Origin of the sequence: Actinoallomurus sp. CA-142502 (genome assembly GCF_050936355.1) — a bacterium.
Classification (GTDB): Bacteria; Actinomycetota; Actinomycetes; order Streptosporangiales; family Streptosporangiaceae; genus Actinoallomurus; species Actinoallomurus iriomotensis.
Genome location: NZ_JBNJMY010000001.1, coordinates 5,191,786 through 5,209,609, shown reverse-complemented (window position 1 = coordinate 5,209,609; position 17,824 = coordinate 5,191,786). Strand labels below are relative to the sequence as shown.

General features: G+C 71.6%; 17 protein-coding genes and 1 pseudogene. 4 read left to right on the top strand and 14 right to left on the bottom strand.

Annotated features, from left to right (window positions below; all coding sequences use genetic code 11):
• Positions 1-24: 24 nt before the first annotated feature.
• From whiA to ACQEV1_RS24740, 11 genes are all read right to left on the bottom strand, one after another.
• Positions 25-1,005, bottom strand: coding sequence for a DNA-binding protein WhiA (gene whiA, locus ACQEV1_RS24790; RefSeq protein WP_285584085.1), 981 nt, complete (start codon positions 1,003-1,005; stop codon positions 25-27).
• Between the two features lie 29 nt (positions 1,006-1,034).
• The gene (locus ACQEV1_RS24785) at positions 1,035-2,012 is read right to left on the bottom strand and encodes a gluconeogenesis factor YvcK family protein (protein WP_285584084.1); all 978 of its coding nucleotides are present in this window, start codon (positions 2,010-2,012) and stop codon (positions 1,035-1,037) included.
• Positions 2,013-2,018: 6 nt separating this feature from the next.
• Positions 2,019-2,918: an RNase adapter RapZ gene (rapZ, locus tag ACQEV1_RS24780; RefSeq protein WP_285636609.1), complete on the bottom strand. Its 900-nt coding sequence runs from the start codon at positions 2,916-2,918 to the stop codon at positions 2,019-2,021.
• A gap of 31 nt (positions 2,919-2,949) precedes the next feature.
• Complete coding sequence (gene uvrC / locus ACQEV1_RS24775; RefSeq protein ID WP_285636607.1) at positions 2,950-4,887, bottom strand: excinuclease ABC subunit UvrC; 1,938 nt, start codon at positions 4,885-4,887, stop codon at positions 2,950-2,952.
• A gap of 10 nt (positions 4,888-4,897) precedes the next feature.
• Positions 4,898-5,320: a DUF664 domain-containing protein gene (locus ACQEV1_RS24770; RefSeq protein WP_433396407.1), complete on the bottom strand. Its 423-nt coding sequence runs from the start codon at positions 5,318-5,320 to the stop codon at positions 4,898-4,900.
• A 37-nt stretch (positions 5,321-5,357) separates the two neighbouring features.
• On the bottom strand, positions 5,358-5,828 hold the full coding sequence (locus ACQEV1_RS24765) for a hypothetical protein (protein ID WP_285636605.1): 471 nt from the start codon (positions 5,826-5,828) through the stop codon (positions 5,358-5,360).
• Positions 5,825-6,322, bottom strand: coding sequence for an RNA polymerase sigma factor (locus tag ACQEV1_RS24760; RefSeq protein ID WP_285636602.1), 498 nt, complete (start codon positions 6,320-6,322; stop codon positions 5,825-5,827). Before ACQEV1_RS24760 ends, ACQEV1_RS24765 begins: the two co-directional genes overlap by 4 nt.
• Entirely contained in the window at positions 6,312-7,679 is a 1,368-nt protein-coding gene (locus ACQEV1_RS24755; RefSeq protein WP_433396405.1) for an alpha/beta fold hydrolase, read from the bottom strand. Before ACQEV1_RS24755 ends, ACQEV1_RS24760 begins: the two co-directional genes overlap by 11 nt.
• Before the next feature lie 353 nt (positions 7,680-8,032).
• Positions 8,033-8,494 carry a Rieske (2Fe-2S) protein gene (locus ACQEV1_RS24750; RefSeq protein ID WP_285636596.1) on the bottom strand — a complete coding sequence of 154 codons (462 nt, stop codon included), beginning with the start codon at positions 8,492-8,494 and terminating at the stop codon, positions 8,033-8,035.
• Positions 8,495-8,610: 116 nt separating this feature from the next.
• Positions 8,611-11,448, bottom strand: coding sequence for an excinuclease ABC subunit UvrA (gene uvrA / locus ACQEV1_RS24745; protein ID WP_285636594.1), 2,838 nt, complete (start codon positions 11,446-11,448; stop codon positions 8,611-8,613).
• Positions 11,449-11,602: 154 nt separating this feature from the next.
• Positions 11,603-12,421 (bottom strand): hypothetical protein, encoded by an 819-nt coding sequence (locus ACQEV1_RS24740; protein ID WP_285636591.1) that lies wholly within the window; start codon positions 12,419-12,421, stop codon positions 11,603-11,605.
• A 120-nt stretch (positions 12,422-12,541) separates the two neighbouring features.
• Here ACQEV1_RS24740 and ACQEV1_RS24735 point away from each other — a divergent pair, with 120 nt between their 5' ends.
• Positions 12,542-13,195 carry an MBL fold metallo-hydrolase gene (locus tag ACQEV1_RS24735; RefSeq protein WP_285636589.1) on the top strand — a complete coding sequence of 218 codons (654 nt, stop codon included), beginning with the start codon at positions 12,542-12,544 and terminating at the stop codon, positions 13,193-13,195.
• A gap of 170 nt (positions 13,196-13,365) precedes the next feature.
• Positions 13,366-13,821, top strand: a complete 456-nt coding sequence (locus tag ACQEV1_RS24730) for a MarR family winged helix-turn-helix transcriptional regulator (protein WP_285584068.1) — start codon at positions 13,366-13,368, stop codon at positions 13,819-13,821.
• On the opposite strand, the gene ACQEV1_RS24725 is transcribed toward ACQEV1_RS24730, so the two are convergent.
• Positions 13,812-14,405 carry a TetR/AcrR family transcriptional regulator gene (locus tag ACQEV1_RS24725; protein WP_433396401.1) on the bottom strand — a complete coding sequence of 198 codons (594 nt, stop codon included), beginning with the start codon at positions 14,403-14,405 and terminating at the stop codon, positions 13,812-13,814. The genes ACQEV1_RS24730 and ACQEV1_RS24725 overlap by 10 nt on opposite strands.
• 61 nt (positions 14,406-14,466) lie before the next feature.
• Between ACQEV1_RS24725 and ACQEV1_RS24720 the strand changes: the two genes are divergently transcribed.
• Complete coding sequence (locus ACQEV1_RS24720; protein ID WP_433396399.1) at positions 14,467-15,747, top strand: alpha-amylase family glycosyl hydrolase; 1,281 nt, start codon at positions 14,467-14,469, stop codon at positions 15,745-15,747.
• A gap of 37 nt (positions 15,748-15,784) precedes the next feature.
• Here ACQEV1_RS24720 and ACQEV1_RS24715 read toward each other — a convergent pair.
• A pseudogene (locus ACQEV1_RS24715) lies at positions 15,785-16,615 on the bottom strand (DMT family transporter); the annotation flags it as partial.
• A gap of 65 nt (positions 16,616-16,680) precedes the next feature.
• Here ACQEV1_RS24715 and ACQEV1_RS24710 point away from each other — a divergent pair.
• Positions 16,681-17,277, top strand: coding sequence for a TetR/AcrR family transcriptional regulator (locus tag ACQEV1_RS24710; protein ID WP_285636582.1), 597 nt, complete (start codon positions 16,681-16,683; stop codon positions 17,275-17,277).
• Here the strand turns inward: ACQEV1_RS24710 and ACQEV1_RS24705 are convergent.
• Positions 17,274-17,750 (bottom strand): hypothetical protein, encoded by a 477-nt coding sequence (locus tag ACQEV1_RS24705; protein ID WP_433396397.1) that lies wholly within the window; start codon positions 17,748-17,750, stop codon positions 17,274-17,276. The genes ACQEV1_RS24710 and ACQEV1_RS24705 overlap by 4 nt on opposite strands.
• Positions 17,751-17,824: the final 74 nt, after the last annotated feature.

Sequence of the window (17,824 nt, the reverse complement as noted above, 5' to 3'; positions counted from 1 at the left end):
GGCGGGCCCTCTCGTGTTCCGGGATCAGGGGGCGAGCATGTCGGCGGTGACGTTGGCCTCGGTGCCGGCGATGCCCTGGTCCATGGCGCGCTTGTCGGCCATGGCCAGCAGCCGCCGGATCCGGCCGGCGATGGCGTCCTTGGTCAGCGGGGGGTCGGCGAGCTGGCCGAGCTCCTCCAGTGAGGCCTGCTTGTGCTCCAGACGCAGGCGGCCGGCCGCCACGAGGTGCTCGGGGGCGTCGTCGGCCAGGATCTCCAGCGCGCGGGCCACCCGGGCGCCGGCGGCCACCGCGGCGCGGGCCGAGCGGCGGAGGTTCGCGTCGTCGAAGTTGGCCAGGCGGTTCGCGGTCGCGCGCACCTCACGGCGCATGCGGCGCTCCTCCCACGCGAGCACCGAGTCGTGGGCGCCCAGCCGGGTCAGCAGCGCCGAGATCGCGTCGCCGTCGCGTACGACCACGCGGTCGACGCCGCGGACCTCGCGGGCCTTCGCGTGGATCCGCAGCCGCCGGGCCGAGCCGACGAGCGCCAGCGCGGCCTCCGGGCCGGGGCAGGTCACCTCCAGCGACATCGACCGGCCCGGCTCGGTCAGCGACCCGTGGGCCAGGAACGCCCCACGCCACGCCGACTCGGCGTCGCAGGCGGCTCCGGCGACCACGTGCCGGGGCAGGCCGCGCACCGGGCGGCCGTTGTTGTCGATCAGCCCGGTCTGGCGGGCCAGCGACTCACCGTCGCGGAAGACACGTACGACGTAGCGGTTGCCCTTGCGCAACCCGCTCGGCGCGAGCACCACCACGTCGGAGGTGTGACCGAAGACCTCGGCGAGGTCCTTGCGCAGACGTCGCGCCGCGGCTCCGGTGTCGAGCTCGGCCTCTATCACGATCCGGCCGCTCACAATGTGCAGTCCGCCGGCGAAGCGCAGCAGCGTCGACACCTCGGACTTGCGGCAGCACGGCTTCATGACGGACAGCCTGCTCAGCTCGTCCTTCACCACGCCGGTCATCGCCATTGATGTGATCCTCCCCCTGTAGAACTCCGTCAGGGCAGTCTCGCCGAATCTCGCCGCGTCACGTGGCCGCTGACGAAGATCTGTGCGAACGCTTGGGCCAACCGTGCCGGATCATGCCGTGGAGATCCATCTCCCGCGGCGACGTCGGCGAGGGCCAGCCTGCCGCCGAGGGTACGGACGGCTTTTTCCAGAACATCGGGCTCATCGACGAGATTCCGGTCGGCGAGCACCACATCGATCTTGAGCTCGGGCGCGTGGGCGCGCAGGACCTCCAGATGCGTCTGCGGCGAGAAGTCGTCGGTCTCCCCCGGCTGGGGCGCGAGGTTGAGCGCGACCAGCCGTCTCGCCCGGGTGCGCAGCAGCGCGTCGGCCAGCTCGGGCACCTTCAGGTGCGGCAGCACGCTGGTGAACCACGAACCGGGCCCGAAGATCACCCAGTCGGCCTCCTCGACCGCGCGCAGGACCTCGGGGCAGGCCGGCGGGTCCTCCGGCACGAGCGAGACGCTCAGCACCTTGCCGGGCGTCTTGGCGCAGGCCACCTGGCCGCGTACGTGCGTGATCTCCTCCGGCGCCGCGGGGTCGGCCCCCCGGACCTCGGCGACGATGTCGAGCGGCACCGAGGCCATCGGCAGCACCCGGCCTTCGGCGCGCAGCAGCCGGCCCATCCAGTCGAGGCCCGCGACCGGGTCGTCGAGCAGCTCCCACAGGGCGACGATCAACAGGTTGCCGACCGCGTGCCCGTGCAGCTCGCCCTGGCTGAGGAAGCGGTGCTGGACCACCTCGCTCCAGGTGCTCCCCCAGTCGTCGTCGCCGCAGAGCGCGGCGAGGGCCATGCGCAGGTCGCCGGGCGGCAGGACGCCGAGCTCACGGCGCAGCCGCCCGCTGGACCCTCCGTCGTCGGCGACCGTGACGACGGCCGTCAGGTGGTCGGTCACCCGCCGCAGCGCGGAGAGGGAGGCGAACAGCCCGTGCCCGCCGCCCAGGGCGACGACCTTGGGGGAGTCCACGTCGTGTCATTCCCGTCCGAGATCCCGATGGACGACCTGAAGATCCAGGCCCTCGTCGCGGAGCCGGCCGCCGAGCTGCTCCGCCATCGCGACGCTACGGTGCTTGCCGCCGGTGCAGCCGACCGCGAGCGTCACATAGTGCTTGCCCTCGCGTTCGTATCCCCGCACCAGGAGGCGCAGCACCTCGGTGTAGGCGTCGAGGAACTCCTTGGCGCCCGGCTGGGCCAGGACGTAGTCGCGTACGGGGGCGTCGCGCCCGGTGTGGGGACGCAGCTCGGGGATCCAGTGCGGGTTGGGCAGGAAACGGCAGTCCACCACGAGGTCGGCGTCGACCGGCAGGCCGTACTTGTAGCCGAAGGACACGACGGTGGCGCGCAGGCTCGACTCGTTGCCCTCGCCCCCGAAGAAGCTCACGATCTTGCCGCGCAGCTCGTGGACGTTGAGCGAGCTGGTGTCGATGACCAGGTCGGCCTCGGCGCGGACCTCGCGCAGCAGCTCGCGCTCGCGGGCGATGCCGTCGACGATCCGCCCGTCGGCCTGGAGCGGGTGCGGGCGCCGTACGCTCTCGAACCGGCGGACCAGGACGTCGTCGGAGGCCTCCAGGAACACCACGCGGGGGTGCGCGCCGCGCGCCTCCAGCTCGTCGAACGCGGACTGCAGGTCGGTGGTGAACGCCCGGCTGCGCACGTCGACGACGACGGCGATGCGGGGCACCGCGCCCTGGCCGCGCTCGGCAAGGTCGGCCATGGTGGCGAGCAGGCCGGGCGGCAGGTTGTCGACCACGAACCAGTCGAGGTCCTCCAGGGACTTGGCCGCCGTGCTGCGGCCTGCGCCGGACATGCCGGTGACGATCACGATGTCGGGCACCTGCGGGGTGCCGCCGAGGTTGGCCGCCGCGGTGTTCACGCGCCACCGCCCGACGGCGCCGTGCTGTGTCTCATGTGCCTGTTCCCCCGTCCTGCGCGTGCAGTGCCGCCACAATGCTCTCAGCGGTACGGCGTCCGATGCCCGGAACCTCGGCGATCTGCTCGGGTCCGGCCTCCTTGAGCATCTTCACCGACCCGAAGTGCTTGATCAGGGCGGTGCGCCGGCTCGGCCCCAGACCCGGCACGGCGTCGAGCTCACTCACGATCATGCCCTTGGAACGCTTGGTGCGGTGGAACCGGATGGCGAAGTCGTGAGCCTCGTCACGCGCCCGCTGCAGGAGGTACATGCCCTCGCTGTTGCGCGGCAGGATGACCGGGTCCTCCTCGCCGGGCAGCCAGACCTCCTCCAGCCGCTTCGCGATGCCGCACAGGCTGACGTCGTCGATGCCCAGCTCGTCCAGGGCCCGCTGGGCGGCGGCCACCTGCGGCGGCCCGCCGTCGACGACGACGAGGTTGGGCGGGTAGGCGAACTTGCGCGGCCTTCCGGTCTCCGGGTCGATCGGGCCGCCCTCCTCGGGCTCGCCGAGGACGTCGAGCTCGCCGGTGCGTTCGGTCTCCTCCAGGTAGCGCCGGAACCGGCGGGTGATCACCTCGTTGATCGAGCGGACGTCGTCCTGGCCCTCGACGGTCTTGATGGAGAACCGCCGGTATTCGCTCTTGCGGGGCAGGCCGTCCTCGAAGACCACCATCGAGGCGACGACGTGGGTGCCCTGGAGGTTGGACACGTCGAAGCACTCGATGCGCAGCGGCGCCTGCTCGAGCTCGAGGGCGTCCTGGATCTCCTGGAGCCCCCTGCTGCGGCTGGTCAGGTCGGCCGCCCGGCGCGTCTTGTGCTGCTTGAACGCCTCCTTGGCGTTGCGCTCGACGGTCTCCAGGAGTGTCTTCTTGTCGCCCCGGCGCGGCACGCGCAGGTCGACCCGGCCGCCCCGGTGCTCGGCGAGGAGCTCGACCACGGCCTCCTGCTCGGGCGGCAGCGCCGGCACGAGGATCTCGCGCGGCACCGCATCGCCGGCGACGTCGCCGTACATCTGGAGGACGAACTGCTCGACCAGGTCGCCGGTGGAGATGTCCTCGACCTTGTCGACGACCCAGCCGCGCTGACCGCGGATGCGCCCGCCCCGGACGTAGAACACCTGCACGGCGGCCTCGAGCTGGTCGTCGGCCAGCGCGATGACGTCGCAGTCGGTGTTGTCGCCGAGGACCACCGACTGCTTTTCCAGGGCGCGCTGCAGGGCGCGGATGTCGTCGCGCAGGCGCGCCGCGCGCTCGTACTCCTGCTCCCCCGCCGCGGCGCGCATGTCCTTCTCCAGCGCCCTGATGAACCGCGCGGTGTCGCCGGCCATGAAGTCGCAGAAGTCCTCGGCGATCTCGCGGTGCGCCTCCTCGGTGACGCGGCCGACGCAGGGGGCCGAACACTTGCCGATGTCGCCGAGCAGGCAGGGCCGGCCCATCTGCCGCTGCCGCCGGAACACCCCGGCCGAGCAGGTGCGGACCGGGAAGACCCGCAGCAGCAGGTCGACGGTCTCCCGGATCGCCCACGCGTGGGAGTACGGGCCGAAGTAGCGGACGCCCTTCTTCTTCGCGCCGCGCATCACCTGCACCCGGGGGACGTCCTCGTTCATCGTCACCGCGAGGTAGGGGTAGGACTTGTCGTCGCGGTACTTGACGTTGAAGCGCGGGTCGAACTCCTTGATCCAGGAATACTCCAGCTGCAGGGCCTCGACCTCGGTGCCGACCACGGTCCACTCGACCCCGGCCGCGGTCTGCAGCATCGTCTGGGTGCGCGGGTGCAGCCCGGCGAAGTCCGCGAAGTAGGAGTTGAGCCGGGCACGCAGGTTCTTCGCCTTGCCCACGTAGATGACCCTGCCGCCCGTGTCACGGAAGCGGTACACCCCGGGCGATTCGGGGATGGTGCCAGGCGCGGGCCGGTACGTCGCCGGATCTGCCACGTCCGTCAGCCTAGTGCCGTGCGGGGGCGGCGGAGGCCGCGTCGGCCGGTCCGGTCCCGGTCGGTACGGCCCCTGCCGCCGTGATCGTCGTCATCCCAGTATCCCGCGGCGCCGTCGACCCGCTCGCGCAGGAGGTCGGCGTGGCCGTTGTGCCGGGCGCGGAGACCGGCAGGTCCTCGTCGGCGAACTGGATGGCGAACCACCACCGCTCGACCGCGGTCAGATGCCGGAGCAGCCCGTGCGGGCTGAGCCCGGACGGCGGCACGCCCTTGTCCGACAGGCGCGCCGCCGGGACACCGGCGCACTTGAGCGCGAACGTCCGGCGGTGCCGGTCGAGAAACGCCGTGAGCGTCTCCCCCGCCGTCGCCGGCGGCGCGGCGCGGGTGTCCGCACTCCGTGCCGGCGCGTAGTCGGCCTCGGGAACATCGGTCATGGCCCGAGCATGCCGGTCGCCACCGACAAACCGGCGCTCAGCCGCCCGTGCCCGCGGCCAGCGCGGTGAGCCGGTCGAGGGCGCGGTCGGCCGCGCGGCGGACGCCGAGCGGCACGAGCGCGGCCCGGCCGGGAACCCGGACTCCCCCGGTGAGCGCGACCCTGGTGCCGCCGCCCGGCTCCGGCGCGGCGGCGACGCCGATGAGGAGGAACCGGCTCTGCAGCCAGCACCAGCCGGGCCGCAGGGTCCCGTCGAACCGGGCTCGCATGCCGAACCGGCTGCGGGCCCGCGCCTCCAGCCGGTCGCCGTCCGTGCGGATCACGCGGATCCGGCGCATGTCCGGCTCGATGCGGCCGAAGGTGCCCTCCAGGTCGGCCAGTAGCGCCCAGACCTCGGCGAACGGTTCGTCGAGCACGCGTTCGGTCACGTGCGCGCCGGGGATGCCGGCGGCCAGGGCGCGAAGACGGCGTACCGGGTCCAGGTCGGCGGTCGGCCAGCGTACGGTCATGACGTCCACGCCTTTCGGAAGCTGTCGCGTGCTCGGTGCAGCCGGGATTTGACGGTGCCCGCGGGGATGGCCAGGACCTCGGCGGCGGCGTGCTCGTCGAGCCCCTCGACGTCGCGGAGCGTCAGGACGGCTCGGTGTTCGGGTGACAGCCGGGTCAGCACGTCGCGGATGTCCGCCGCCAGCTGCGGGTCTCCCGGCTCCGGCACCTCGGTGAGCTCGGCCGGGTCCGAGCGGGAGCCACGGCGGGCGACCCGGATGGCTTCGTGCACCGCGATCCGGCGGGCCCAGGCGAAGAGAGCCGCCGGTTCCCTCAGCCCGCGCAGGGCCCGGAAGATCGCGATGAGGGCCTCCTGGGTGGCGTCGTCCCCGTCGGAGAGGGCGATGGGCGCGCAGATCCGCCCGACGTACGGGGTGAGCCGGTCCAGCAGCGCGTTCATCGCCAATGTGTCGCCGCTCTGCGCGGCACGCACCAGGCGCGCGTCGTCATCGGACACCGAGGAAGTCTTCCATGAGGCCCGTGACCTGGTCGGGGCAGTCCAGCGTCAGAGCGTGACCGCAGTCGCCCAGCACCGACACCCGCGCGTTCGGCAGCAGCCGGCCGAACGTGGCGGCCTGCGCGACGGGCAGGACGGTGTCCTTCGCTCCCCAGACGATGAGGGTCGGCTGGAGGGTGCGCCGGAGGCCGTTCTGCGTCGTCCGCCAGTCCAGACCGCGTTCGAGCAGGTACTCCGAACGGAGGTTGTCCCGCAGCGTCCCGGGCGCCCACATCGCGTCGATGACCGGGCCCGTGACGCGTTCCCGATGGACGAACAGATCCCGTACGCCGGCGGCCACGGCGGCGCGGCTGCCGAAGCCGGCCTTGGTGGCGAGTTCCCCGACGACGAGAGGCTTGAGGAGTTCCCAGCTCCACACGTCGGGCCGGGCCAGGCCGGAGGGGGCGAGCAGGATGAGCCGGCTGACCCGCTGCGGGTGGCGCTGGGCGTACGCCAGGGCCCACCCGCCGCTCCAGGAGTCGCCGCCCAGGACCGCGCTCCGCACGCTCACGGCGTCCAGGAACGTGTCGACGGCCGAGACCATCGAGGGCAGGTCGAAGCGGAACCCGTGGTCGTGCAGTTCGGTGAAGCCCTGGCCGGGCAGGTCCACGGCGTAGACGGTGTGGGTCCGCGCGAGCGTGGTCAGCTGTGGCCGCCAGGCGAATGTCGAGGCGGCTCCGGGCGAGAGGAGCACGATCGCGGGGCCCTGTCCTTCACGCAGGTAGTGGAACCGCGCGACGGGCGTGTCCACGAACCGAGAGCCCGCCTCGGGCCGGTATCCGCGCTGCTGCACGGGGGTGTAGCCGTACGCGCCGTACAGGGCCACCGCCGTGACGAGCAGCGGCAGGACCGTGCAGGGCAGCCAGGAGCGGCCCTTCGCGTCGTACCGGACGACCGTGACCGCGGCGAGGCCCAGACCCAGGCACGCCGGCGTGTACGCGCACAGGTTGAGCCAGTAGAACGCGGTGCCGGTGCGCACTCCGATGCCGCACGCCCAGACCAGACCGGCCAGGGCCCGGATCAGCAGGCCGGCGGCCACGGCCACGGTGCCGGCCTGCGGCAGCCACCCGAGACGGTGCCGGCGGCCGAGCGTGACCCGGCCGTGGACCAGTAGCGCGGCGCCGAACAGCGCCGCGGCCAGCGGCAGCAGGATCTGGGGGGTGAACGGCACGGGAAAGCCGAGCACCGCGAAGGACAGCGTGCGGGAGTCCGCCGCCGGCCAGGTCAGGCCCGTCGACCAGTACATGTGGGCCAGCCCGTCGACGGCGAGCACCGCGGCGATCAGTGTCCCGGCGCGGCGAATCGAATGTTCGGTCACAGTGCTTCCTCAATGAGGTGGATTCGTCACCCATGAGGAGGAGGCCCACGATCGGAACGTTCCGTATGGCGTAGGTCACACCGATGATGAAGACGAGTCGCGCGCCGGCGGAGCAGGTACGCGGCCGTCGCCGAGCACTGCGAGTCGGTCGGCCGCGCCCCGAGCGCCACGCGCCGCATCGGCCGATGGCCGCCGCCACGGCGCTACGAGCGCCGGACCCGCGGCGGCGTCGACGCTCTCAGCGGCCGGCGCGATAAGCGACGCGTCACGCCGATCGGCCATCGCGTGGCAGCCTCGGTCAGGCCTGGGCGTCGCGGTCGCCGGTCGGAGCCGTGACCGCGACGCCTCGGACGTCAGCCGAGCTTCAGCTCGCCGTTCTGGACGGTGACGTTCTTGGACGGGAGCGGCTTGTCGGCGGGGCCCTTGGCGACCGACCCGTCGGTCACGTTGAAGGCGCTGCCGTGGCACGGGCAGTTGATCTTCCCGTCCGAGACGGAGCCCACGGGACAGCCGCGGTGGGTGCAGATGGCGCTGAAGGCCTTGAACTCGCCCTGCTTGGGCTGGGTCACGACGACCTTCTCGTCCTTGAAGATCTTTCCGCCGCCGACCGGGATGTCGGCGGCCTTGCCCAGGCTGCCGCCTCCGCTCTGACCCCCGCCGTTCTGACTCCCGGTGCCCTGGGAGGCGTCGGCCGACGAGTCGTCCTTCGAGCCTCCGCAGGCGGTCAGCGTGCCGGCGAGGCCGACGAGGCCGACCCCCACCAGCATCCCCCGGCGGGTGGACTCCGGTCCGGGCGTGGACGGTTCGAACGGCATAAGACTCCTCCTTGGTTTCGGGGACGTTCCCCCTTGGCACGGAGGAATCGACGGTTCGGTTCAAGGTGGTGCGGAACTTTCTCTTCCGCACCACGAGCACCAGGCGACGACTCCGGTCAGCCGAGGATCTTGGCGAGGAACTGGCCGGTGTGGCTCTCCTCCACCTTCGCGATGTCCTCCGGCGTCCCCGTGGCGACGACGGTGCCGCCGCGGGAGCCGCCCTCCGGACCCATGTCGATGATCCAGTCGGCGGTCTTGATGACGTCGAGGTTGTGCTCGATCACGATGACCGTGTTGCCCCCGTCGACGAGGCGGCCGAGCACGCCGAGGAGCTTGCGGATGTCCTCGAAGTGCAGGCCGGTCGTCGGCTCGTCGAGCACGTAGATGGTACGCCCGGTCGAACGTCGTTGCAGCTCGGACGCCAGTTTCACCCGCTGCGCCTCACCGCCGGACAGGGTCGGCGCGGGCTGGCCGAGCCGGACGTAGCCTAGGCCGACGTCGTTGAGGGTCTGCAGGTGCCGCCGGATCGCCGGGATCGCCTCGAAGAACTCCAGGCCCTCCTCGATCGGCATGTCGAGCACCTCGGCGATGGTCTTGCCCTTGTAGTGCACGTCGAGGGTCTCGCGGTTGTAGCGCGCCCCGTGGCACACCTCACACGGCACGTAGACGTCCGGCAGGAACTGCATCTCGATCTTGATGGTGCCGTCGCCGGAGCAGGCCTCGCACCGGCCGCCCTTGACGTTGAAGGAGAACCGGCCGGGCTGGTAGCCGCGGACCTTCGCCTCGGCGGTCGCGGCGAACAGCTTGCGCACGTGGTCGAACACGCCGGTGTAGGTGGCGGGGTTGGAGCGCGGCGTGCGGCCGATCGGCGACTGGTCGACGTGGACGACCTTGTCGACCTGGTCGATCCCGTTGATGCGCTTGTGCCGGCCCGGGACGCTGCGGGCGCCGTGCAGCTGCTTGGCGAGCGAGAGGTAGAGGATGTCGTTGACCAGCGTCGACTTGCCGGATCCCGACACACCGGTGACCGCGGTGAACACGCCGAGCGGGAACGCCACGTCGACGCCGCGCAGGTTGTGCTCGCGCGCGCCCTTGACGACCAGCTCACGGCTCCGCTGCCGCTTGCGCCGGGTGGCCGGCACCGGGATCTCGGTGCGGCCCGAGAGGTAGGCGCCGGTCATCGAGCTCTCGGAGGCGAGCAGTTCCTCGACCGTGCCGGACACGACGACCTGGCCGCCGTGCTCGCCCGCGCCCGGGCCGATGTCGACGACCCAGTCGGCGGCCTTGATGGTGTCCTCGTCGTGCTCCACGACGATGAGCGTGTTGCCGATGTCGCGCAGCCGGATCAGGGTCTCCAGCAGACGGTGGTTGTCGCGCTGGTGCAGCCCGATGGACGGCTCGTCGAGGACGTACAGGACGCCGACGAGGCCCGAGCCGATCTGGGTGGCGAGCCGGATGCGCTGCGCCTCGCCGCCGGCGAGGGTGGCCGACGCGCGGTCGAGGGTGAGGTAGTCGAGGCCGACGTCGAGCAGGAAGCCCAGCCGTGCGTTGATCTCCTTGAGGACCCGCTCGGCGATGTGCTTCTCACGGTCGTTGAGCTCCATCGACAGCAGGAACTTGGCGCACTCGCCGATCGGCATCGCGGCCACGTCGGCGATGGACCTGTCGTTGACCGTGACGCTCAGCACGACCGGCTTGAGGCGGCGGCCCTGGCACGACGGGCACGGGATCTCCCGCATGTAGCCCTCGAACCGCTCGCGGCTGGAGTCGCTCTCGGCCTCGGAGTGGCGGCGCTGGACGTAGGGGATCACGCCCTCGTACGTCGTGTAGTAGGAGCGCCGCCGGCCGTAGCGGTTGCGGTAGCTCACGTGGACCTGGGTGTCGTGGCCCTTGAGGATGGCCTTGCGCGCGGCGGCCGGGAGACGCTCCCACGGCGTGTCCAGGTCGAAGCCCAGCGCCTCGCCCAGCGCGGTGAGCAGCCGGAGAAAGTAGTCGCTCACGTGCCCGCCGGACCACGGCGAGATGGCGCCCTCGCCGAGGGTCTTCTCCACGTCGGGCACGATCAGCTCGGGGTCGACCTCCATGCGGGTGCCCAGGCCGGTGCAGTCGGGGCAGGCGCCGTACGGGGAGTTGAACGAGAAGGACCGGGGCTCGAGCTCGTCGAAGGACAGGTCGTCGTAGGGGCAGTAGAGGTGCTCGGAGTACATCCGCTCGCGGCGCTCGTCGTCCTCCGGCAGGTCGACGAAGTCGAGGATGACCGTGCCGCCGGTCAGCCCGAGCGCGGTCTCGACCGAGTCGGCCAGGCGCCGCCGCGAGCTGTCCTTGACGCTCAGCCGGTCGACGATCACCTCGATGTCGTGCTTTTCGTACTTCTTGAGCTTCGGCGCCTCGTCGAGGCGTACGGTCGCGCCGTCGACCCGGGCACGGGAGAAGCCCTTGGTCTGCATCTCGCGGAACAGCTCGACGTATTCGCCCTTGCGCCCGCGCACGACCGGCGCGAGCACCTGGAAACGCGTGCCCTCCTCGAACTCCATCAGCCGGTCGACGATCTGCTGCGGCGTCTGCTTGCTGATCGCGCGGCCGCAGACGGGGCAGTGCGGGTGCCCGATGCGCGCCCACAGCAGGCGCAGGTAGTCATAGACCTCGGTGATGGTGCCCACGGTCGACCGCGGGTTCTTCGAGGTGGACTTCTGGTCGATCGACACCGCCGGCGACAGGCCTTCGATGAAGTCGACGTCCGGTTTGTCCATCTGGCCGAGGAACTGCCGCGCGTACGCCGACAGCGACTCGACATAACGCCGTTGGCCCTCGGCGAAGATCGTGTCGAACGCCAGGCTGGACTTTCCGGATCCGGAGAGCCCAGTGAAGACGATCAGCGCGTCACGCGGCAGATCGAGCGAGACGTCCTTCAAATTGTGTTCACGTGCTCCGCGCACGATGAGACGGTCGGCCACGGCGTATTCGCAATCCCCTTGAGAGCCTGGACGAGACAGGTCAGCTTCAGGCTAACGAGTGGGTGCGACGGTTTCTTCCAGACGACCTCATCCACCCCGCTCGTCGCAGCTGAACCGTACACGTGTTCGAATGAGCGTCGCCACCGGAACACGCCTACTCGGGACCGTCGTCCAGGGCGTGCTCCAGGTACCGCTCCGCCGACCGGCGTACCGCCTCGACGCCGTCCGCGCGGACGATCCGCCGCCACCACGCCCCGTACACGCGCTCGAACGGGTAGGGCTCCAGCAGCCGCAGCGCGCGCCGGATGACGCGCGGGCGCTCGGGGATGTGGTTGGGATAGCTGTACATGAAGCTGACGTAGCGCCGGTCCTGGACGACGGTGAGGATGTCGCCGGACAGCAGCGCGCCGCGCCCCTCCTCGCCGTCACGCCAGTGCAGCACCTGGCCTCCGGCAAAGTGCACCCCGGCGTTGACCAGCGTGAGCCCGTCGCCGAGTGAATGCGTCTCCCCCGACCAGAAGACCACCGAGTCGTCGGGCCGGGCCACCCATTCGCGGTCGGCCTCGTGGATGTAGACCGGCGCGTCGAACGCGTGCGCCCACTCGATCATCGAGCCGTAGAAGTGGGGATGGCTGATCGCGATGGCCGAGACCCCGCCCAGCTCGCGCACCCGGGCGACCATGTCGTCGTCGATGTAGGTGATCATGTCCCACAGGACGTTGCCCGACGGCGCGCGGACCAGCAGGGCACGTTGCCCGATCGCGGTCGGCGGTGTGGCGCCGACACCGACGATGCCCGGCCCCTCCTCCTCGATCCGCCCGCGGTGCCCGGCCTCGCGCAGTTCCGCCAGGGTCGTCCACCGCTGACCGTCCCAGCCCACGTACTGCCGCTCGTCCTCACAGATCGGGCAGTCGGCGCGCGGCGCGCCGTACTGCGCCCCGCAGGTGCGGCAGATGGGGAGATCGTCTCGCATACGGGCAGCGTAACCGCCGACGTCCCGGGCGACGTGGACCCTCCGCGGTCCCCACCGTGACAGGATGGAACGAGAGCCGAAAGGAAGCCGCAAGGCGCCCGCGCCCGATCGGAGGACAGCGTGACCTACACAGGCGACGTCAAGGTCGGTGGGCCCCCCGACGTGCGAGAGCTCCCCGCCTTGACGATCACCAAGCTGGCCGTCGGACCGTACGAGAACAACGCCTATCTGCTGCGCTGCACGGCGACGGGCGAACAGGTCCTCATCGACGCCGCGGCCGAGCCGGACCGGCTGTTCGAGATCATCGGCGACGGGCCGCTCTCCCACGTCGTCACCACGCACCGCCACCAGGACCACTGGGGCGCCCTCACCGCCGTGATCGACGCGACCCACGCGCGGCTGGTCGCCCACCCCGACGACGCCGAGGCCCTGCCGCTGCCGGTCACCGAGCCGGTCGAGCACGGCGGCACGGTACGCGTCGGGCAGGTCACGCTGTCGGTCCTCCACCTGCGCGGGCACACGCCCGGCTCGATCGCGCTGCGTTACGACGACGGCGACACGCCCCACCTGTTCACCGGCGACAGCCTGTTCCCCGGCGGCCCCGGCAACACCTGGGGTGACGCGAAGCTGTTCAGCCGGCTCATGGACGACCTGGAGGAACGCGTGTTCGGCGAGCTGCCGGACGAGACGTGGATCTACCCCGGGCACGGCAAGGACACGAGCCTCGGCCGGGAGCGCCCGCACCTCGCGGAGTGGCGCGAGCGCGGCTGGTGAGCGCCGGCCGGACGGCGTCGTCCGGCCGTCCGGAACGTTCCCGTCCGCGGATCGCCGGTCCGCACTGCTGCGAGCCAGGTGTCCATGCAGCAAGATTGGGGAATGGGCATGCTCATCAGTACGCCCGGGACGCACGATCGTGAGGCGGCGGGTAAAGAAAGATGACCGGCGTGACCAACCAGGCACCCGATGCGGAAGACCTGACGAACGTCGAGCTCGCAGCGAGGCTGCGGATGACTCTCGGGCGGCTCAACCGCCGCGTGCGCCAGCACGGCCCGCAGGCCCTGTCCTCGAGCCAGGCGTCCACGCTGGCGAGCGTCGAGGCGCTCGGCCCCGTACGCCTCGGCGACCTGGCCGCGCACGAAGGTGTCACCGCGCCGACACAGAGCCGGCTGGTCGGCTCGCTCGAACAGCAGGGGCTGCTGCGGCGCATGCCCGACACCGAGGACCGGCGCGCCACCCTGCTGGCCATCACGGCGCAGGGCCGCCGTCAGCTCGAACAGCTGCGCGGCGAACGCTCGGCGTTCCTCGTCGGTCAGATCTCCACGCTGACGTCCGAGCAGCGCGCGGCCCTGGTGGCGGCGCTGGACGCTCTGGAGGCCCTCGCGGAGTGCCCCTACGACTGACCGAGCGCGCCCCGTAGCGCGCCAACCACCTGAGCGACGAGGGGCTCGCGTTCGGCCGGCGGGCAGCCCCGCTCCACCCAGCTGAGGCAGGCGGCGTCGAGGAAGCCCAGGTAGCCATGGAGCGCGTGGTCGAGCGCCGGGTCGGCCGGCAGCGTGAGCAGGTCGCGCAGCAGCGCCAGGTACATCCCCCGGGTCCGGCGGCGCAGCTCGGCCGCCTCGGGCACGTCACCGGCCGGCGACCGCAGTGGCGCGGCCCAGCCGACCGGCGCCTCGCCGACGAAGTCGAGGTAGACGCGCACGCTGACGGCCAGCCGGTCGTACGGGGCGGCCGCGGGGACGTCGGCGGCGCGCTGGCGCCGCAGCAGCTCGTCGACCGCGGCGCGCACGACCTCGCGGTAGAGGCCGCTCTTGCTGCCGAAGTAGCGGTGGACGAGCGCCTCGGAGGCGTCGGCCGCGGCCGCCACCCGCGCGACGGAGACCTGGTCGTACGGTTCTGCGGCGAACGCGCCCGCCGCGGCGCGCAGGATGTCGGCGCGCCGGGTCTCCACGTCGAGACGCCGCCGGGGGCGCCGGTCCTTGCGCACACGACCTCCCTTACTGAGCTACCCTCAACAGTACTACTGAGTCTCCCTCAAAAGGACCTCGATGACCTCGTGGATCGACCACACGATCTGGTGGCACGTCTATCCGCTCGGCTTCACCGGCGCGCTGGAGGCCGGGCCGGGACACCGGCTGGACCGGCTGGAGGCCTGGCTGGACTACGCCGTCGAGCTGGGCTGCAACGGCCTGGCGCTGGGCCCGGTCTTCGCCTCGGAGACCCACGGCTATGACACCGTCGACCACCTGCGCCTGGACCCGCGGCTGGGGGACGACGCCGACTTCGACCGCCTCGTGGCGGCGGCGCGCCGCCGCGGGGTGCGGATCCTGCTCGACGGCGTGTTCAACCACGTCGGCCGCGGTTTCCCCCGCTTCGCCGCGGCGCTGCGGGAGGGCCCGGACTCCCCGGACGCCCGGTGGTTCCGCCCGCGCGGGGACGACTACGACTGCTTCGAGGGTCACCGCTCGCTCGTCGCCCTCAACCACGACGAGCCGGCCGTCGCCGAGTACGTCGCGACGGTCATGCGGCACTGGCTCGACCGCGGCGCGGACGGCTGGCGTCTCGACGCGGCCTACGCCGTGCCGCCGGAGTTCTGGCGGGCGGTGCTCCCGCAGGTCCGCGCCACGCATCCGGACGCCTGGTTCGCCGGTGAGATGATTCACGGCGACTACGCGGGCTACGTCGCCGGCTCCGGGCTGGACTCGGTCACCCAGTACGAGCTGTGGAAGGCGATCTGGAGCTCGCTCAACGACCGCAACCTGTTCGAGCTGGCCTGGGCGCTGGAGCGCCACGACGGGTTCACCGAGGCGTTCACGCCGTTCACGTTCGTCGGCAACCATGACGTGACGCGGATCGCGACCCGCCTGGAGGAGCCCCGCCACCTGGCGCACGCCCTGGTCGTGCTGTTCACCGTCGCCGGTGTGCCGGCCGTCTACTACGGCGACGAGCAGGCGTTCCACGGCCAGAAGGAGGACCGGGCGGGCGGTGACGACGCCGTGCGGCCCGCCTTCCCCGGTTCGCCGGCCGCACTCGCCTCCTGGGGCCGGCCCACCTACCGGCTGCATCAGCGGCTCATCGGCCTGCGCCGGCGTCACCCGTGGCTGGTGCGGGCCCGCACGAGCGTCGAGCACCTCACCAACGAGGCGGCCGCACTGCGCAGCCGTCCCGCCGACGGCGGGCCGGGCATCACCGTCCTGCTGAACGCCGGTGCGGAGCCGTACCGGTTCCCGATCTCGCTGGAGGGCCTGCGCGTCCTGGACTCCGCCGAGGAGAAGGAGCCGGACGATCCCGCGCGGGTGCCCGCGTACGGGTGGGCGATCCTGGGTTAGACCCGTCTCCCCCGGCCCCCCTCCGGACGATCACCACCGCCGCGAGTCCGATGACCAGGCCGAAGACGGTCTGGGGGCCGAACGGTTCACCGAACATGAGCGCTCCCCAGACCGCCGTGACGGGAGCCATGAGGAACATCAGCGTGTTCACCTTGGTGATCCCCGACCGCCGCAGGATCACCCAGTACAGCCCGTAGCCGCCGAATGTGGACAGGGCCACGAGCCAGGTGATCGCGAGCCAGAACGGAGGGTCGGCCGGCGGCCGCGCGGCCCCGGCGCTCAGGGCGAGTGCCGTGAAGATGACGGCACTGGTGAGGCAGTGCGCGGTCATCGCCACCACGGGTGTGACCCGCGTGCGGGAGCGGCCGTCGAGGAACGTGGCCGCGACCAGCGAGAGCATGCCGAGGAACGGGATGAGATAGGCCCACCAGGTCACCCCGGCGGCGGCCGCGGCGTCGGCCCGGGTGACGATGACGACGCCGCCCATCCCCAGGCACAGGCCGAGCCACTGCCGGCGCGAGACGTACTGGTGCAGGAGCGGCCCGGCGAACGCTCCGGCGACGAGGGGCTGCACCCCGTCGATGAGGGCGGTGGTGCCGCTGGAGACGCCGAGCTGGATCGCGTAGTAGACGGTGAGCAGGTAGCCGCTCTGCGACAGGACGCCGACCAGCACCTGCCGGGCGACGTCCCGGAGCACGAGGCCACGCCACCACGTCCGGGCGACGGCGATGACGATCAGGATGACCGCCAGCGGCAGGAACCGCCACATCAGGACGGTGACGGCGGACGCGCTCCCGGCACCGAGCCGGGCTCCGATGAACCCGGAACTCCAACAGAGCACGAAGGCCGCCGAGAGGAGAAAGTCCACGCCACACCCTTCGCTATACAGATCGGTATACCTCGCTCACTATACAGATCTGTATACTCATGGGCATGGGCACCACGGAGCTCCGGCGGATCACGATGACGCCTGCCGCGCTGCGCGTCCGGGAGGCCGCGGCGCGACTGTTCTACGAGCGCGGCATCCACGCCGTCGGCGTCGACCTGATCGCCGCCGAGGCGGGGGTGACGAAGAAGACCCTGTACGACCGGTTCGGCTCCAAGGAGCAGATCGTCGTGGAGTACCTCGTGGATCGCGACGAACGCTGGCGGGCCTTCCTCGCCCGGCACCTCGACGCCGCACCGCCGGAACCGCCGGCGCGCGTCCTGGCCGTGTTCGACGCCTCACACGCGTGGTCGCGGGCGAACGGTTCCAAGGGGTGCAGCATGGTCAACGCCCATGCCGAGATCAGCGACGCGTCCCATCCCGCGTATCCGGTCATCATCGGGCAGAAGAAGTGGATGCTCGCCCTGTTCACACGCCTCGCCGGGGAGATCGCCCCGGACGAGGCCGACCGGCTCGGCCGGACGCTCATGCTGCTGAACGAGGGAGCGCTCGTCGCCTACGGCCTGAACGTCTTCCCGGACCCCTTCGGCCATGCCCGTGAGCAGGCCCGGGTCCTCCTCACCACGGCCGGAGACCGCCCCTAGGACCTGGTGAACGTCTGGTTCGTGCCGGCGAACAGCAGCCTGTCCCGGGACAGCAGCCGGACCTGCCAGTACGAGCCGCCGTGCCCGTCGGTGTCGGTCAGGTCGAAGGTCTTCGCGTCGCGCGGCGTGGCCTTCCCGGTCCACAGCTTCTGGCCGAAGGCCACCCACTCGCCGCTGCCGTCGGTGTGGAAGCGGAAGTAGGTGTTCTTGACGTTGCGCGTCCAGGTGCCGGTCAGGGCGCGGAGCCAGGCCCTGGTCTGCCGGGCCGGGACCGTGGGCGTGGCGCCGGGCGAGTCGACGCTTCCCGGCAACGTCGAGACGGGGACGGGCGTGACCGGGTGCGTGGCCACCGGGCGGGGCGACCGGCTTCCGCTCTGGGCGTTGACGACGGCGGTGAACACCAGCACGCCGACGGCGGCGAGCGCCGTCCCGGCCGCGGCGGCCCTCGTCACCGCGGGCGCGAACGTGCGCATTCCCACCTCCGTACCGACGACTCCTGCGGCTCACCGTACAAGGTCCACCGGGCACCGTCGGACGTCCTCCTCAG

Coding starts and splice junctions, on each gene's coding strand:
- whiA (WP_285584085.1), bottom strand. CDS start 1,005: ATGGCGATGACCGGCGTGGTGAAGGACGAGCTGAGCAGGCTGTCCGTC.
- ACQEV1_RS24770 (WP_433396407.1), bottom strand. CDS start 5,320: ATGACCGATGTTCCCGAGGCCGACTACGCGCCGGCACGGAGTGCGGAC.
- ACQEV1_RS24765 (WP_285636605.1), bottom strand. CDS start 5,828: ATGACCGTACGCTGGCCGACCGCCGACCTGGACCCGGTACGCCGTCTT.
- ACQEV1_RS24750 (WP_285636596.1), bottom strand. CDS start 8,494: ATGCCGTTCGAACCGTCCACGCCCGGACCGGAGTCCACCCGCCGGGGG.
- ACQEV1_RS24740 (WP_285636591.1), bottom strand. CDS start 12,421: ATGCGAGACGATCTCCCCATCTGCCGCACCTGCGGGGCGCAGTACGGC.
- ACQEV1_RS24720 (WP_433396399.1), top strand. CDS start 14,467: ATGACCTCGTGGATCGACCACACGATCTGGTGGCACGTCTATCCGCTC.
- ACQEV1_RS24710 (WP_285636582.1), top strand. CDS start 16,681: ATGGGCACCACGGAGCTCCGGCGGATCACGATGACGCCTGCCGCGCTG.
- ACQEV1_RS24705 (WP_433396397.1), bottom strand. CDS start 17,750: ATGCGCACGTTCGCGCCCGCGGTGACGAGGGCCGCCGCGGCCGGGACG.